The 13,898-nt window shown below is 68.7% G+C and carries 17 protein-coding genes; 13 read left to right on the plus strand and 4 right to left on the minus strand.

Annotation, left to right across the window (positions count from 1 at the left end):
* Positions 1-159 precede the first annotated feature (159 nt).
* The 3 genes from ACIA73_RS37515 to ACIA73_RS37525 all read left to right on the plus strand — a co-directional run bounded on the left by ACIA73_RS37515 (position 160) and on the right by ACIA73_RS37525 (position 2,107).
* Positions 160-1,194, plus strand: coding sequence for a sporulation protein (locus ACIA73_RS37515; protein ID WP_399443457.1), 1,035 nt, complete (start codon positions 160-162; stop codon positions 1,192-1,194).
* Positions 1,195-1,300: 106 nt separating this feature from the next.
* Positions 1,301-1,756: a tellurite resistance TerB family protein gene (locus ACIA73_RS37520; RefSeq protein ID WP_399443458.1), complete on the plus strand. Its 456-nt coding sequence runs from the start codon at positions 1,301-1,303 to the stop codon at positions 1,754-1,756.
* Positions 1,757-1,843: 87 nt separating this feature from the next.
* Positions 1,844-2,107 carry a GlsB/YeaQ/YmgE family stress response membrane protein gene (locus tag ACIA73_RS37525; protein ID WP_399443459.1) on the plus strand — a complete coding sequence of 88 codons (264 nt, stop codon included), beginning with the start codon at positions 1,844-1,846 and terminating at the stop codon, positions 2,105-2,107.
* Positions 2,108-2,242: 135 nt separating this feature from the next.
* Here ACIA73_RS37525 and ACIA73_RS37530 read toward each other — a convergent pair whose 3' ends face one another.
* From ACIA73_RS37530 to ACIA73_RS37540, 3 genes are all read right to left on the minus strand, one after another.
* The gene (locus tag ACIA73_RS37530) at positions 2,243-3,589 is read right to left on the minus strand and encodes an LCP family protein (protein ID WP_399443507.1); all 1,347 of its coding nucleotides are present in this window, start codon (positions 3,587-3,589) and stop codon (positions 2,243-2,245) included.
* 180 nt (positions 3,590-3,769) lie between these two features.
* Entirely contained in the window at positions 3,770-4,714 is a 945-nt protein-coding gene (locus ACIA73_RS37535; RefSeq protein ID WP_399443460.1) for a M56 family metallopeptidase, read from the minus strand.
* Between the two features lie 3 nt (positions 4,715-4,717).
* Positions 4,718-5,122, minus strand: a complete 405-nt coding sequence (locus tag ACIA73_RS37540) for a BlaI/MecI/CopY family transcriptional regulator (RefSeq protein WP_399443461.1) — start codon at positions 5,120-5,122, stop codon at positions 4,718-4,720.
* Positions 5,123-5,352: 230 nt separating this feature from the next.
* On the opposite strand from ACIA73_RS37540, the gene ACIA73_RS37545 reads away from it, so the two are divergent.
* The 5 genes from ACIA73_RS37545 (at position 5,353) to ACIA73_RS37565 (ending at position 7,950) form a co-directional block, all read left to right on the plus strand.
* A complete protein-coding gene (locus tag ACIA73_RS37545; protein ID WP_399443462.1) occupies positions 5,353-5,928 on the plus strand; it encodes a TerD family protein in 576 nt (191 codons plus the stop codon).
* A gap of 82 nt (positions 5,929-6,010) precedes the next feature.
* Positions 6,011-6,247, plus strand: a complete 237-nt coding sequence (locus ACIA73_RS37550; RefSeq protein ID WP_399443463.1) for a twin-arginine translocase TatA/TatE family subunit — start codon at positions 6,011-6,013, stop codon at positions 6,245-6,247.
* A gap of 68 nt (positions 6,248-6,315) precedes the next feature.
* The gene (locus ACIA73_RS37555; protein ID WP_399443464.1) at positions 6,316-6,897 is read left to right on the plus strand and encodes a TerD family protein; all 582 of its coding nucleotides are present in this window, start codon (positions 6,316-6,318) and stop codon (positions 6,895-6,897) included.
* Between the two features lie 24 nt (positions 6,898-6,921).
* A complete protein-coding gene (locus ACIA73_RS37560; RefSeq protein ID WP_399443465.1) occupies positions 6,922-7,650 on the plus strand; it encodes a hypothetical protein in 729 nt (242 codons plus the stop codon).
* 84 nt (positions 7,651-7,734) lie between these two features.
* Positions 7,735-7,950: a hypothetical protein gene (locus tag ACIA73_RS37565; RefSeq protein WP_399443466.1), complete on the plus strand. Its 216-nt coding sequence runs from the start codon at positions 7,735-7,737 to the stop codon at positions 7,948-7,950.
* A gap of 311 nt (positions 7,951-8,261) precedes the next feature.
* On the opposite strand, the gene ACIA73_RS37570 is transcribed toward ACIA73_RS37565, so the two are convergent.
* A complete protein-coding gene (locus ACIA73_RS37570) occupies positions 8,262-9,269 on the minus strand; it encodes a hypothetical protein (protein ID WP_399443467.1) in 1,008 nt (335 codons plus the stop codon).
* A gap of 1,008 nt (positions 9,270-10,277) precedes the next feature.
* On the opposite strand from ACIA73_RS37570, the gene ACIA73_RS37575 reads away from it, so the two are divergent.
* The 5 genes from ACIA73_RS37575 (at position 10,278) to ACIA73_RS37595 (ending at position 13,811) form a co-directional block, all read left to right on the plus strand.
* Positions 10,278-10,481, plus strand: a complete 204-nt coding sequence (locus tag ACIA73_RS37575; protein ID WP_399443468.1) for a hypothetical protein — start codon at positions 10,278-10,280, stop codon at positions 10,479-10,481.
* Positions 10,482-10,607: 126 nt separating this feature from the next.
* Complete coding sequence (locus tag ACIA73_RS37580) at positions 10,608-10,829, plus strand: hypothetical protein (RefSeq protein WP_399443469.1); 222 nt, start codon at positions 10,608-10,610, stop codon at positions 10,827-10,829.
* Positions 10,830-10,932: 103 nt separating this feature from the next.
* On the plus strand, positions 10,933-11,658 hold the full coding sequence (locus ACIA73_RS37585) for a DUF1775 domain-containing protein (protein ID WP_399443470.1): 726 nt from the start codon (positions 10,933-10,935) through the stop codon (positions 11,656-11,658).
* 447 nt (positions 11,659-12,105) lie between these two features.
* The gene (locus ACIA73_RS37590; RefSeq protein WP_399443471.1) at positions 12,106-12,924 is read left to right on the plus strand and encodes an AAA family ATPase; all 819 of its coding nucleotides are present in this window, start codon (positions 12,106-12,108) and stop codon (positions 12,922-12,924) included.
* Positions 12,921-13,811, plus strand: a complete 891-nt coding sequence (locus tag ACIA73_RS37595; RefSeq protein WP_399443472.1) for a RimK family alpha-L-glutamate ligase — start codon at positions 12,921-12,923, stop codon at positions 13,809-13,811. Before ACIA73_RS37590 ends, ACIA73_RS37595 begins: the two co-directional genes overlap by 4 nt.
* Positions 13,812-13,898 lie beyond the last annotated feature (87 nt).

The raw sequence follows: 13,898 nt of genomic DNA on the forward strand, positions 1-13,898 counted from the left end.
GGCCGCCGCCGCGCCCCGCCCCCCCCCGCCCCCCCCCGCGCCGGCCCCCCCCCCCCCCCCCCCCCCCCCCCCCCCCCCCCCCCCCCCCCCCCCCCCCCCCCCCCCCCCCCCCCGGCCCAGAACCGCGCACAACATGAACACGAAGGAGTGGACGCCGCGATGGTGTTCAAACGGCTGCTTGGCTCACTCGGTGTCGGCGGCCCCACGGTGGACACGGTCCTGGAAGGAGGGCCCGCCCTCCCCGGCGGTTCTCTGCGGGGCGAGGTCCGTCTCGTCGGTGGTAAGGCCGACTTCGACATCGAGCAGATCGCCCTGGATCTGGTCGCCCGCGTCGAGGCGGAGCACGACGAGAGTGAGGAGGAAGGAGCGGTCCGCTTCGACCGCGTCGTGGTCGGCGGCGGATTCCGACTCGCCGAAGGAGAGCGCCGGAGCATCCCGTTCTCGATGACACTGCCCTGGGAAACCCCGGTCACCGAACTGCACGGGCAGTCCCTGGGTATCGTCCTCGGCGTCCGTACGGAGCTGTCGGTGGCCGGCGCCAAGGACAAGGGGGACTTGGACCAACTCGTCGTCCGGCCGCTGCCGGTGCAGGAGGCGGTCCTTGAGGCTCTCGGGCAGCTCGGCTTCGGCTTCAAATCGGCCGACCTGGAGTACGGCCGCATCGGAGGGACGGGACAGCAGCTGCCCTTCTACCAGGAGATCGAGCTGAGCCCCGCTCCGCAGTACGCGCACGCTATGCGCGAGGTCGAGGTCACCTTCCTGGTCAACCCCGGTGGCATGGAAGTGGTCCTGGAGGCGGACAAACCCAGCGGCCTCTTCCCCTCCGGGCACGACGCACTCACACGCTTCGCCGTGAGCCACCAGAGCGTCAGCCACTACGACTGGCACACCGAAGTCGACAGCTGGGTGCGGCAGCTGGCCGCCACCCACCGCACCCACGGCGTACCCGCCCCGCACGGGCCCAGTGACCTGCACCACGCCGGGCACCCCCACAAGAGCGACCACGGGCACAGCGATCACCACAACGGCCGGTCCGGTCCCGGTATGGGAACTGTTGTTGCCGCCGGAGCCGCAGGTCTGGCCGTTGGCGTGGTCGGCGGCATGGTGGCAGCCGAAGTCGTCGACGAGGTGGGCGACTTCTTCGAAGGGGACGACGAGGAGGGCGAGGAGGAGCAGGAGCCGGAGGAGGACTGAGCGGCACCGACCCGCCTGCTAGCTTCTACATCACTGTAGAAAAATGTGGTCGTCCGGGCCGCGTTTCCTGCGGCCCGGACGACCCCCGACGTACTAAGGAGTTCTCGTGGCCCTGTGGGATCGCTTCAAAGAGTCCGCGTCGACGATGCAGACCCAGCTCACGGCAAAGAAGAACGACCTCAAGAGCGGCGCATTCCGCGACTCCAGCATGGCCATGTGCGCACTGGTCGCCGCCGCCGACGGCACCATCGACCCGTCCGAGCGCAGCCGGGTCGCCCAGCTGATCGCCACCAACGAAGTCCTCCAGAACTTCGCCCCCGACGACCTGCAGCGCCGGTTCGACGAGAACCTCGCCAAGCTCACGGCCGACTTCGCCCTCGGCAAGGTCAGCGTGCTCCAGGAGATCGCCAAGGCCAAGAAGAAGCCCGCCGAGGCACGCGCCGTCGTCCAGATCGGCATCGTCATCGGTGGAGCCGACGGAGACTTCGACAAGACCGAGCAGGCCGTCGTCCGCGAAGCCTGTTACGCACTGGACCTTCCGCCGCACGAGTTCGACCTCTGACCCGGCGCAGCCGCAGCCGCTGCCGCATGGCGTGATTGCAGGTCGGCTGGGCACATTCCTTCCAGGACTACCGAAAAGTGGGGCAGCATGGAGATCTCCGGGATCATCAGCGCGATCGTGATCGGCATTGTCATCGGCGTACTCGCGCGGCTCGTCCTACCGGGCCGCCAGCGCATCGGCATCCTGTGGACCATCGTGGTCGGAATCGTCGCAGCACTCATCGGCACAGCCATCGCCGCCGCATTCGGCGTAGCCGACACCAAGGGAATCGACTGGATCGAATGGCTCATCCAGATCGCCCTCGCCGTAGTGGGCGTCGCCGCGCTCGACCGCTTCAAGTCACGTCAGTGACCCGCCTGGTGCCCCAAGGCGTTACGCACGAACCCCAGTGAGAGAAGGGCCCGCGGCCGTGCTGCGGGCCTTTCTCTGTGTCCCCTGCGACCGCAACACGTCACGCTCCTGACGTCGCAACCGCGGGCCTGCGGTTCAGCGTGCCCCGCCCCGGCTCGCCCCGAAGACCTTGAAATCCGGACCCACAACGAGCGTGACCGTCCCCGGCGCGGCATCCGCAGTAGGCGCGGCCCGGACACCGGGCAGCCGGGATGCGAGCACCTCGGCCTGCTTCTGGAGGCCATCAGGGTAGGCGACGGAGGTCTTGTCCGCAGGACTCGGCGTGTTGCCCGTTCCCGTGACGGTGTATCCGGCGGCGCGTACGTCCTGAGCGACCTTCGCGGCCTGGCCGGGCGTGCCGCTCCCGTTGAGCACGCGCACCCGGACCGTCGCGGCGTACACGGGGTTCTTCGCCGCTGCTTCCAGGTTCTTCTTGTCGACTTCGCGGTCTGCTGCCAGCGAGGTGAAGAGGTCGGCTGCCTGCGGGTACTGCCAGACCACGTTGGCCTTGTCCGTGGGTACGTCCGCTTCACGGGCGTAGTTCGGCACCGTCAGGAACGTCAGCCGGTCCGCGGGGATGCCCTTGATCTCGGACGCGAGGCCGTAGAGCGGCTTGATGCCCGCCAGCGCACTGTCCGTGGTCAGGGACTTGGTGACCGAGTCCAGCACTCCGTAGAGGGCGCTCGGGTTGGTGAGTTTCTGCTGGGCCTTGTCGGCCAGGGCCTGGAGGAATTCCTGCTGGCGGCCGATGCGGCCGAGGTCGGATCCGTCGCCGACGCTGTAACGGGTCCGGACGTAGCCAAGGGCCTTCTCGTCCTTGACCGTCTGGCAGCCGGCCTCCAGGTCGAGGTGGGCCTTCTTGTCGTGGATGGCCGACTTGGGGCAGATCTCGATGCCGTCGAGGGCGTTGACCACGCCCTTGAAACCCTGGAAGTCGACGGACATGAAGTGGTCGATGCGCAGCCCCGTGTTGCGCTCCACCGTCCGGATGGTGCACGCGGCGGCCTCGGAGACCTTGCCGCTCGTGCCGCCGATGGCGAAGGCCGCATTGATCTTGAAGGGGTGCGGGGCCGAGGTCGTACCGTCGCCCTTGTCACAGGCGGGGATGCTGACCCACGAGTCACGGGGGAGGGAGACCACCGTCGCCCAGGAGCGGTCGGCGGAGAGGTGCATGACCATGAGCGTGTCCGACTGCATGGTGGTGAGGTCCTTGCCGTACTTCGCGTTGTCACCCTCTCGCGAGTCGGAACCCACCACCAGAATGTTCTTCGAGCCCGGGCTCAGGTTGACCGGCCTGTCGCCGCCCAGCTTGGAGTCGACGTCCGCACCGTGGATGTTGCCGTCCAGGCCCTGGTAGACCCAGACCCCCACTCCGGCCGCCACCAGGGCCAGCACGGCGAAAGTGCCCCCGATCCACAGCGCCAGCCGACCGCGCCCCGTCAGCCGGGCGCGCCCCTTGCCCGCCCTGCCTCGCCGCCCCTGTGATGCCTGTCGGCCCCTGCCCCGTGTTCCCACCCTGCCGCCTTCCCGAGCCCGCCGGCTCACCGACCCTGGGCTGCCACGCCGTATGATGCGCGCACTCTACAGCGCTGTAGAAAATGAGGAAGTCCGGGCCTGTGCGGCTCACCCGAAGGTCGCGGCCTCCAGGATGAGATAGAGGGCGACTGCCGCATTGAGCGCCGAGAGCGTGGAGGCGGCTGTACCGGCTGCCGCGACGATGGCGGCGAGACCGGCCGAAGTGAGCGCGGGCGGCCACCCGTTGGCGGGTGGGACGGGGCCGAGCAGGGCTGCCACCCGGCGGGGCACCGGGCCCGCTTCGGCGAAGGCAGCCAGGCTGGGCAGGCGGGCACGCCGTGAGGCGGAGCGGGAGATGAGCGCGGCCTTGCCGACCGCGCGGGCAGTCGTACGGCGGTCGCCGGTGGCACGGGCTGCTTCCTCGTCCGCCCAGCGCTCGGTGCAGTAACCGACGGCCTTGCGCAGCGGACGCAGCAACGGATTGGCACAGCCCGCCAACTGCACCGCGAGCAACAGCCGGTGATGGCGCCCGGCGAGATGGGCGCGCTCGTGGGCGAGGAGGGCCTGGCGCTCCACATCGCCCAGACGGGCCAGCATGCCGGTGGACACCAGCACGCGCCCGGGTGCCCCGGGGAGGGCGTACGCGTAGGGCTCGTCGTCGGTGAGTACGGCCACCTCGGACTCCGATTCCAGGCCGGTCAGCACGCGGTGGGCCTGCGCACGGAACCGGTAGTGACGGCCCAGCGCGACCGCGCACGCCACCAGGACCAGGGCGAGCAGGACGATCGACGCCTTGCCCGCGATCTCGTCGTACGGGACTGCTTCGCGCACCTCGGGGTCGGACCAGCTGTCAGGCAGTGGATTTCCGGGAAGCTGGGCGGTGCCGACGACCACGAGCAGAACCAGGCACACGGTGCTGCACACGGCGAGGATCGCGCCCACGGCGGTGAGCAGAATGGCGGCACTTCGCGGATGGAGATGCTGCTCCGCGAGACGGGCGATCGGCAGAACCGTCAGAGGCAGGATCAACGGCAGGAAGACGAAGACACCCACAGGTCAACGCTCCGGATCTTCGGGTTCGTTGAGCAGGGCGCGCAGCAGCCGCTCGTCGTCCCGGGAGAGCGCGGACACGAAACTGGACAGGACGGCGTCGCGGTCGTCCTCCCGGTCGAGCAGCTTGCGCATCCGCAGCGCGACCAGCCCCGCCCCGTCCGCCACCGGCGTCCACTCGAAGGAGCGCCCCACCCTGCTGCGGGTCACCGCCTGCTTCGCGTGGAGCCTGGTCAGGATCGTGATGACCGTCGTGTACGCGAGATCTCCACCGAGATGTTCCTGTACCCAGGCGGCGGTCACCGGACCGGGCGCCGCGCCCAGGAGGGACAGCACCTGTGCCTCCAGCTCACCCTGTCCGCGCCTGCGCTCCCGTGCGGGTGGGTCCGTCTTCTCCGTGCCGTCGGTCATGACCGGCCTCCCTCCTGTCCGTTGCCCGCGCTGCCGTGCGGGCATCGGAGCATCGTAGTCAGGCAGCCGAGGCAGCACCGAACACCGCCGACCCGTCTGGCCGGAACATCCCCTCAAGAAGCCGCAGTTCACACGCATCTGTATTTCTACAGTGCTGTAGATTTGTTGTCCTGTCACGTACGGGCTGAGGTCTTCCGGCCATCGGCCTGCCACCGGAGAAGGGAATCGACATGGGTGTCAGCCTCGCCAAGGGCGGCAATGTCTCGCTCAGCAAGGAGGCCCCGGGCCTCACCGCCGTACTGGTGGGTCTGGGCTGGGACGTCCGTACGACCACGGGCGCCGACTACGACCTCGACGCCAGCGCGCTCCTGGTCGACGAGGCCGGGAAGGTGCTGTCCGACCAGCACTTCGTCTTCTTCAACAACCTCAAGAGCCCGGACGGTTCGGTCGAGCACACCGGCGACAACCTCACCGGCGAGGGCGAGGGCGACGACGAGTCCATCAAGGTCGACCTCGCCGCCGTCCCCGCCGGGGTGGCGCGCATCGTCTTCCCCGTCTCGATCCACGACGCCGAGACCCGCGGTCACAGCTTCGGCCAGGTCCGAGGCGCGTTCATCCGGGTGGTCAACCAGGCCGGCGGCGCCGAGATCGCGCGCTACGACCTGAGCGAGGACGCCGCCACCGAGACCGCGATGGTCTTCGGCGAGCTCTACCGCAACGGTGCGGAGTGGAAGTTCCGCGCGGTCGGCCAGGGCTACGCGAGCGGCCTGGCCGGCATCGCATCGGACTTCGGCGTCAACGTCTGACCTTTCGGCCGCACGCAGCAGGCACGGGGCGAAGGCGGCGCCTCGCCCCGTGCCCACCCACACTTCGAGAAAGCGGATACCGGTGTTCGGACTCAGCGAGCTCGCCATACTCCTGATCGTTGTCCTCGTCTTCTTCGGCGCCAAGAAGCTCCCCGACCTGGCCCGTAACGCGGGCAAGGCCGCCCGCATCCTCAAGAGCGAGGCGAAAGCAATGAAGGCCGAGGGAGCCGGCGAGCCGCCCCATGCTTCCCCCATCGTCCAGGTGCGCCCCGGCGGCGGCACTGGAGACAAGCCGGAAGACGGTCGGGCTCGGCCCTGACGTCCTTCTCGCCGGAACTCCGTCCGCACCATCCGTCCTTCCCGACACCCACTGAAGAGGCAGCGCACATGTCCGTGAACCTGACCAAGGGCCAGCAGATCAGCCTGTGCAAGTCCGACGGCGGCGCCCTGAGCGTCGTCCGCATGGGACTGGGCTGGCAGGCGGCACACCGCAAGGGATTCCTCGCCAAGCTGACCGCCCGCGAGATCGACCTGGACGCCTCCGCCGTCCTGTTCGCCGAGAAGCAGCCGGTGGACGTCGTCTTCTTCCAGCACCTCGTCAGCGACGACGGCTCCGTCACGCACACGGGCGACAACCGGGTCGGCGGAGCGGGCCAGGGTGGCGACGACGAGTCCATCGTCGTCGACCTCTCCCGCGTGCCCGTACACATCGACCAGATCGTGTTCACGGTGAACTCCTTCACCGGGCAGACCTTCGAGGAGGTCGACAACGCATTCTGCCGCCTCATCGACGAGACGAACGGCCAGGAACTCGCCCGCTACATCCTCACCGGCGGAGGGCGCCACACCGCTCAGATCATGGCCAAGGTGATCCGGCAGGGCGCCGGCTGGCAGATGGCAGCCATCGGCACGCCCGCCGACGGCCGGACCTTCCAGGACCTCATGCCCGCCATCACTCCGCACCTCTGACCGCACATCCATCGGGGGCATTGAATGATCAGACCGTTCCGATTCCAGGAAGAGGACCGGGCCGACTACCGGCGAGTGCTCGACGAGGCGATTTCCTCCGAGGAGATCCAGGCCCGGCTGCCTGGCGCAGCCGTCAATGCCGGGCAGTTGCGGGTCAGGGCGCTTGCCGCGAGCACCTCCATCGCCTCGTCCGCCGCACACGAGTACCAGGAGTACACAGCGGCTGGACGACAGGCCCGGACAACGTCCGCAGGCAACGTGGTGCCCCTCTCCGGCCCGCCGGGCCAGGAGCAACCGAACGCCGGTGTACTGGCCGTTCTGGCGGTACTGGTGCCCATCCTCTCCCTCATTGCGGCCGTCACCTTGCTGCTGATCGGCTACGGTCTGACCCTCTTCGGAGACCACGCCGCGGTGACCGGGCCCCTGGTCACGGCCGGCTGGGCATGCGGCACCGTCACCCTCCTGGCAACCGGTGCCGCGCTAGTGGCTCTCCTGCACACCGCCCGCCAGCACCGATCGTCGGGCATCCCTCGCGGGGCGAAGCACTCACCCAAGACGGCCGTCGCCAGAGAGATCTGGCTCGCAGCTCTCCGCGACCAGGGAGTCATGCCCTTCTTGCGGCGGCAACTCTCTTCGGAGACCGGGGGATCGGAGTCGGGCGGGGAGCTTGAGGTCCTCCACCGGCCCGGGTCCAGCAGTCCTTCCTTCACGAGCCCCGCCATGGTGACCGCGGGTTCCCGCCGCGATCAGTGACAGCAGGGACGTGACGACCCTCGCGGCGTCACACGGTCTCCGACGCCCGGCGCTGGCCCGGCCACTGCCTGTGCAAAGCGTCGGATGCCGCCAGCTGACAACACCGCCGCACTTGCCGAGGCCACCCGACGTCGTAGCGAGCGGGCCCGCGGCGACGCCGAGAAGGCCATCACAGCAGCACAACGCTCGGGCAGTCGCACCAGCTTCGCGGGGATCGCGAAGGCGGCCGGAGTGTCGAGGTCGTGGCTGTACACCCAGCCCGACCTCGTGGCCGCCATCCGGCCGTTTCGAGCTCGATGAGCCTGAGGTGACCGAGCCGCTTCTGGATGCGGCGGGGTTGTAGAAGGCGTCGATGTACTCGAAGGGCGCAAGGTTCGCCTCGGCCCTGGTGGCGTAGACGCGGCTGCTGAGGCACTCCGTCTTGACCAGCACCCACAGTTCCTCCGCCGGGACGTGGTCGACCGAGTCCCGACCGAGTCCACGGACACCTACCTGAGTTCCGGCCCTTACCAGGCGCGTTGTGAGCTTGATGGCGACCTGATCACGAGCTCCCGGCCCGACCCGTCAAGTGAGGCCGAGGAAGACGTACAGAGCTGTGCCCGGCGGGACCCTTACCGCCGTCGACGCCACCAGCGACCCTGGCGGGGAGAGGGCGCCTGCGGAACGACCGCGGGCCGTGTCACCTGGGCCAACAAGTGCCTGTACGCGGCGGGGTCCATTGCGAAGTCCGACGCGGCCGCAAGGGCGGCCCAGTCGGCGTCCTGCCCCCGAAGCAGGTCGACCGAGGTCTGCGCGAAACGTTCGGGCAGGCCGTTCCGCTCCGCGTCGGCCAGCAGCAGACGCAGCTCGACAGCTGCCTGGGCCGCGCTTGACCGGGCTGCCGGGCCGGCCTGCAGCATGCTCCGCAGCCCGGCGGCGGGGGCTGCATCGTCCAGCAGCCTGTGAAGCTGGTTTGCGAGCTTCCGGCCGAGAGCCGCAGCCTCGCGCGCCTGCGGGCCCGCCTCCCGCAGTACCCAAAGCGCTGTGATCAGTCGGGTACCTGGGCGGCCACTGGCGGCACCCTGGGACAGGACGTCGTGGCGTCCCGCTTCCCCCACCGCCGAAACGGCCCGTTCGTACTCCTCGGCCGCCCACGTTGCGGCTTTGGACAGGTCGGTCGCGTGGCGGATGAGCCGTGCCTGCACCCCAAGGACTCGGGGGAGGGCACGGAGGTTCCCACCGATCAGCCCGAGGGCGATGAGCGGCGTTCCCAACATCAGCAAGACGTCCGCATGGCTGAGATCTTGCTCGGTGGCGAGGTCCTCCAGATTCCCTCGCTCCGGCCCCTCGGTGAGCATGAACCCGCTTTCCCAGCCGTAGCCGCGGCTGCCGGCGTACTGCGGCGCCTTGAGGAGGTCGGACCGGCCGGGATCGCATTGGTAGGACGCTTCCCTCGCCCGCTTCTGATACGGGTCGATCCAACGGACCCTGCACGATCCGTCGGGCTCCTCATCGAGCACGGTCAGGTCGATCTGACGTGCATCAGGCAGGTCCGACCCGGCGGCGTACACCCCCACCGAACAGGCAAAGAGCACGAACCCTAACGTCAGCACCCACCGGAAGAAAGGAACATGCCTCATCTCGCCCCCTCCCCGTAACGGCTTGCCAGCGTCCCGCGAACCTGGCGGGAATATGAGAGGTAACTCCGGCAGTGCTCAGACGGGCGGCGCTGCCGGGCCCTGGCAGGCGGTGCCCTTCGGCCGATCCCGCTGCCTCACTCCGGGGCCGGAGCGTTGGAACATTCGCACGAGCGGGGGGGAAGCCGTAAACCAGCAAGAAGGCTTTAGCCCCGGAGTGAGTTCCGGCGCTTCAGCCTCACGCATCCAAAGGCTGCGCTCAGCCGATCGTTCGTAGTTCACGTACATGTCCTTGACGAGAACGCGCTGGTCAGATGCCGTACTCACCACTCAAGCTAGACATAATTCGGAGGCGAGACGGAGCATGCCTGGACGGCGGCCGTTTTCCTTCCAGCCCAGACGCTCGTAGAGGGCTTCGAGTCCGAGCACCACCACGGACCGCGAGATGGAGCTGCTCCAGGTTCATCTCCTCGCGGGCAACCTGGTGCGCACGGTTCATCAGAGCAGCGCCGATTCCACGGCCACGCACACCAATGCGGGTCTGGACATGGTGCAGTGCCCCAGTGCGCGACGAGCGGCTGCGGGTCGCGGCGGATGTTCAGCCACCCGGCCAGAATCCCGTCGACCGAGGCGACCACGAGACGGTTGCGCTGCGGGGCAAGCGCTCCGATGAGCAGATCAGCCGCGTTGGCGACCTCGTCGGGGTCGACCGGAGGAAAGGGGAACCCCGCGGCCCCGCCCGCGTTGCTGACTTCGGTCCAGCAGCTGATCATGCTCTGCCGAAGCTCGCCGCTCACCTCCTGCGGGCAGATGGCCTGATAGAAGGTGGGGAGGTCGCTGCTGGTCATGGCGCAGAGTGTCGCAAGCGGTGCTTCGAACCGTCGAGTGGGGGCGGAAAATATCCGGGCCGTACGGACGGGCGGTGCAGGGATGCCCCATGATGGGGCCCACATGTCGTGGACCAGGAGTGCCTGCGCTGCGCGCCGCTTCGGTTCTCGGCCGGAGCCGGACGTGCTTGTGCAGGCTGTCCGCGCCGGGGTGTTCACCACTGCCACCACCGGGCTTGCCGTTTCCGGCCACCATCTCGCCTCGGGTCATTCGGTCCCGTGGCGTGCAGTGCTGCTCGCCGCAATGCTGCTCTTCGGCCTCGCCCTGTGCACGGTGCGGTGGCTGCGCTCGCTTCGCACGGTTCTGCTCGCCACCGGGACCACTTAAGCAGCTCTGCACTTCTTGCTCGCGCGGACCGTGAACCCCACCCCCGAAGCCGCTCATCCCATGGTCGGCCACGGTGGTCCACAGGAAACCCACGAGGCGTGGCACTCCGGGCATCATGGCGCCTCGATGACCGCAGCCCATGTCACCGCGGCCCTGCTGGTGGCCTGGTGCATGCAGCGGGCGGGCACCGCCAGCCGCACGCTCGCGGGCCGCCTCGGCGAGTGCTCGTCGAGTGGTTCGTACGGCTCGTACCGCACCGGCTGCCGTTCAGGGTTCCGCGTCGGCTGCGGCCGGTACGCGCGCGGGCGCAATCACCCCCGTGCAACTCTCTGGTGCTGGCGCACGTAGTGGTGCGCAGGGGGCCTCCGTCGGCGGAGCCCGGCCTCGCCGCCTGACCCCGGGGCGCGCTTCGGCGTGCCCGCAAACAGCCACATCACCAGGGGAGTTACCCGTGTCCAGCACCTGGGCGCGCACCGCGTGCCGTCTCACCGCAACGGCCGCTGCCACAGCGGCGGTCACGATCATCGTGGTCGGCCCGGCCTTCGCGCATGTCGAGGTCGAGGCAGAGGGCGCCCGCGCCCTCGCCGAGAACGTCACTCTGTCCTTCAACGCCGAAACGGAGTCCGACAGGGCGGGCATCACCAAGCTCGAGGTGATTCTCCCCAAGGGCGTCACCCCGGCAGACGTCGTGTACAAGCAGGGCCCGGCGGGCTGGAAGCTGACCGTCACCGACCAGGGCTACAGCGTTACGGGCCCGACGATAGCCGTCGGGAAGGACGTGGCGTACTCGGTCACCGTTCGCCAGCTCCCGGACGCCAAGTCGCTGGCGTTCAAGACTCTGCAGACCTACAGCGACGGCCGGGTGGACCGCTGGATCGAACTGGAGAAGACCACCGGTAGCGGACACGGCAGCCCGGCTCCCCGGCTCGAACTGCGGCCCGCCGCAGTCGGTGCGAAGCCGCTCAGCCCGAGCCCGGAGGCCGTACCCAGCACTGCCGCACCCTCCAGCCCGGCCGCCGTCCCATCGCCTTCGGATGCAAAGCCCCCGGCGAGGGAGAGCTCGGCGCAGCAGGACGACGGCGTGAGCCCGGCCCTGCTGGTCGTGATCGGCGTGATTGTCGTCGCGCTCGGTGGCGGGCTGTGGTGGTTCAAGTGCCGCGGTAACACCACCACCTGACGGGACGAAGTGTGAGCTCCCCGTGTATCCGACCGGATTCGCGGGGAGCCCAAGCCGAGGCCGGGTTGAGTCCCTCATTCAGTCGCAGGAATCGCCCCGTGCACGCTGCATCCTTGGACAAACCATGGTCAGCGAGTGGAGTGCTCCGCTCTACGGCCGCGTAGAATTCAAGTTTGGCGCTCGCGACGCCAGCGGCGATCCCCGGTCACCTGAGCCGGGGGATCGGCCTCCACCGCGCTGGGGATTCAGAAAGGTGTCAGTCGTGTTCTTCCGACGTCTGACCTTGCTCAGCGCGAGGGCGTACAACGGTGGTGCTCAGTCCGCCAACAGCACTTCGGCGGCCCTGAGAGGGACCGGGTCTGCACTGAACTGCCGCCGGTGGTCAGCCCGTACGCCTCATCGAGGTGAGCTCGCCAACCGCGCCGCCTCCCAAAGCCTTGGTCAACTGTGAGAACGCCTCTCAGTACCGAGCACTCCAACGGGGTGCAACCGGACGGCAACACGAGGACCGGTGGCCTGCCGGTCACCGGCCTGTCCCCGACCGGGAAGCCTGAGCTGCATCGCGAGGACGAGAGTGCACTGCCGCTGCGAATAGGCCCCCAGGGAATCCTCGACTTCCGAGGCACACCCGGATCCGACATCTGGCTCTCCTACCCGTGCAACGCAACGGTCGTCGTCGCCGGACTTCCCGGCAGCGGGAAGAGCACCCTCCTGCACCGGTGGTCCCCGGCCGCCACGATCATCGATCCCCGCGCGACCCGGACCGCCCATGAGGCACGGATGCCGTCGTGGCTTCCCTACGCCGTGTACCGGCCGTGGACCCGGCTCCAGCACATGCGGTGGACGCACCGCGCAATACGACGCCCCGGCCCGCTGCTCATTCACGACTGCGGCAGCAGAGCGTGGATGCGCCGGTGGCTGGCCCGCTCTACTCAACATGCCGCTCGCCCCTTGCACATGGTGATACTCGACGTGGGCCCCCAGGAGGCCCTGTCCGGGCAGCAGGCCCGCCAGCGCTTTGCCTCCCAGCGCGTCTTTTCCGTCCACCAACGAGGTCTGATGAAGCTGCTGTCGGATCTCGACCGGACCGGGCTGCTGGCGGACTTGGGGCTGACCTCTATGGTCCTGTTCGACCGTGACTCAAGAGAGCGTGCGGCGCAGGTGCGCTTCGGGGTTCTCAGCCCCCTTGTGCTGCCGAAGGCCAGCGTCTCGGATTCCCGAACCGGATCAGCCGACTTGCGGGAGACAGCGGGGGAGGTGCGATGAGGCTCTGTTTCCTGCTGGAGGAGCGTTACCGCTACGACGGCATGCCCAACGAGGTGATCCGGCAACTGGTCTCCTGGGGACACCAAGTGGATGTCGTGCGACCGGGTGGCTCACTGCTGCGCATGACCGATGCGGTGGACGCCGGCGCACACGACGCCTGGGTCCTCAAGACGGTCTCGGGCGGGCCGGGACTGGCCCTGCTCGAAGCAGCGGCTGCTGCGGGCATGACCACGATTAATGACGCCCGGTCGATCCGCGGCGTGCGCGACAAGGTGCTGGCCGCCGCCATCGGCCGGCACCGGGGGCTTCCGCTGCCGACCACCTACGCGGCGGCCCTCCCCGAACTTCTCCGCGAGATACCGGATGCGCAATTCCCTCTCGTCATCAAGCCCGCCGACGGCAGCTCGGGGCGAGCCGTGCATCTGGTCTCCTCGTCGGCGCAGTTGGAGGAGATGCTCCCCCGGTTCGCGGGTGAGGGCATGCTCATTGCCCAGCCGTACGTACCGAACTCAGGGACCGACATCAAGGTGTACGCGGTCGCCGGTGAACTGTTCGCGACGGAACGCGGCTCCCCGCTGCACCCCGATCGTGCCGTACCCGAACGCCGCATACCGCTCTCCAAGGAGGTCGCTGGCATAGCGGCCGAGGTGGGATCGGTGTACGGCCTGGACCTGTACGGGATCGACGTGCTGTTGGGGCCCGAAGGCCCCGTGGTCGTCGACGTGAACGACTTCCCGAGCTTCCGCCAGGTGCCGGACGCGACAGCACGAGTGGCCCGCGCGGTCCTTGGACTGGCCCAGGAAAGCGGAGCGTCGCCCTCGCCGCACTGGCTGTCGGCATCCCTCCCGCCCCAGAGGGCCCCCGGCCGGGCGAACTCCCTGGGATGACAGGCTGGGCAAGGCTCGATCTGCTACAGGTATTCGGCCGGTCGGCCTTGCCAATTGTTGATGGTTCCCTGATCAAGCACGCCTTAA

This window comes from Streptomyces sp. NPDC051561 (genome assembly GCF_044454195.1).
Lineage (GTDB): Bacteria > Actinomycetota > Actinomycetes > Streptomycetales > Streptomycetaceae > Streptomyces.

Excerpts from the sequence above, each read along its gene's own strand:
- ACIA73_RS37565 (WP_399443466.1), top strand. The coding sequence starts at position 7,735 with ATGCCGCCAGCTGACAACACCGCCGCACTTGCCGAGGCCACCCGACGT.
- ACIA73_RS37555 (WP_399443464.1), top strand. The coding sequence starts at position 6,316 with ATGTCCGTGAACCTGACCAAGGGCCAGCAGATCAGCCTGTGCAAGTCC.
- ACIA73_RS37580 (WP_399443469.1), top strand. The coding sequence starts at position 10,608 with ATGACCGCAGCCCATGTCACCGCGGCCCTGCTGGTGGCCTGGTGCATG.
- ACIA73_RS37515 (WP_399443457.1), top strand. The coding sequence starts at position 160 with ATGGTGTTCAAACGGCTGCTTGGCTCACTCGGTGTCGGCGGCCCCACG.
- ACIA73_RS37540 (WP_399443461.1), bottom strand. The coding sequence starts at position 5,122 with ATGACCGACGGCACGGAGAAGACGGACCCACCCGCACGGGAGCGCAGG.
- ACIA73_RS37560 (WP_399443465.1), top strand. The coding sequence starts at position 6,922 with ATGATCAGACCGTTCCGATTCCAGGAAGAGGACCGGGCCGACTACCGG.
- ACIA73_RS37595 (WP_399443472.1), top strand. The coding sequence starts at position 12,921 with ATGAGGCTCTGTTTCCTGCTGGAGGAGCGTTACCGCTACGACGGCATG.
- ACIA73_RS37570 (WP_399443467.1), bottom strand. The coding sequence starts at position 9,269 with ATGAGGCATGTTCCTTTCTTCCGGTGGGTGCTGACGTTAGGGTTCGTG.
- ACIA73_RS37545 (WP_399443462.1), top strand. The coding sequence starts at position 5,353 with ATGGGTGTCAGCCTCGCCAAGGGCGGCAATGTCTCGCTCAGCAAGGAG.
- ACIA73_RS37525 (WP_399443459.1), top strand. The coding sequence starts at position 1,844 with ATGGAGATCTCCGGGATCATCAGCGCGATCGTGATCGGCATTGTCATC.